The organism is Bartonella sp. SD1336NMGDW (assembly GCF_042193565.1).
Taxonomy (GTDB): Bacteria; Pseudomonadota; Alphaproteobacteria; order Rhizobiales; family Rhizobiaceae; genus Bartonella; species Bartonella grahamii.
In genome coordinates this window covers 1-1,023 of sequence record NZ_JBHILW010000072.1, presented here as the reverse complement: position 1 = coordinate 1,023, position 1,023 = coordinate 1, and the positions used below count along the sequence as shown (strand labels likewise).

At 46.5% G+C, this 1,023-nt stretch carries 1 protein-coding gene and 1 pseudogene; both read left to right on the top strand.

Annotation, left to right across the window (positions count from 1 at the left end; all coding sequences use genetic code 11):
- Positions 1-486, top strand: a pseudogene (locus ACFIKH_RS09150) (hypothetical protein); the annotation flags it as partial.
- Between the two features lie 8 nt (positions 487-494).
- Positions 495-1,023 (top strand): lysozyme (locus ACFIKH_RS09145; protein WP_375671535.1); only part of this gene is annotated, 529 nt, incomplete at its 3' end.

Genomic DNA, 1,023 nt, shown 5'->3' with positions numbered 1-1,023 from the left:
ATGAAAGGTTCTGATTTAGATAAATTAAAAACAGCTTACATTGGTCGTGGTGGTAAAGGCAATGACAGTAACATTTTATGCAATGGTGGTAAAACAATTATCAAAGGGCTTGTTACTGCAGAAGGAGGATATTCCGTCTCCATGATTTTTGTTAACTTTGGAGGGAAAGGTGGCGATGGAGGAGGAGACAGGGAGGGCATCAGTGGTGAAAGCTTTATTTTTTCTGGTGGGAATGGTGGAGGAAGTGGAAGTGACGGCAAGAGAGCTGGTACCGGTGGAAGTTCTTTTCTTGGCGGCGGCGGCGGCGGTGGCGGTAAATGTAAGGGTTCTATCATGGGGCAGGGTGGTGAGAGTTACAAAGGTGGTAGAGGTGGTCGTGGCGGCAATGGAGCTGGCGGCGGCGGCGGTGGATATTTTGATGGGAAACACGGAAGCGACAAAATTGGCGGCGACGGCGGTGACGGAGCAGGTATATTTATAAGGTGAATTGAACAATGGCACGGAAAATAAGTAAAGACTGTTTATACTGTTTAAAAAAGTGGGAAGGTTTGCGCTTGCAGTCTTATCAAGATGCTTCTGGCGTATGGACGATTGGTTATGGTCATACGAAAAAAGCTGGTCAACCAACAGTGGTTGAGGGCATGGTGATTACGGAAAAAAAAGCCGAAACCATGCTTTTAGCAGATTTGCGGCAATATGAGAGGGCGGTAGAAAAAGCAGTTTGTGTGAATTTAAGCGACGAGCAGTTCGGCGCCCTTGTTTCCTTTTGTTATAATGTAGGTATTGCAGCTTTCCAAAACTCTACATTGCTTAAAAGGCTTAATCGGGGGGATTATGAAGCTGTACCAACCGAATTACAGAAATGGACCAAAGCAGGCGGTAAGCGTCTTGAAGGTCTCGCACACCGGCGTGCGGCAGAGGCAGGGCTATGGGCGAAAGGGGCTTATGTTTCTTCTAATTATCAAACAGTAGAAACGAAACAACCAACAGGGTTTCTCAAAGCAGAAGCATTGGCACCGATTA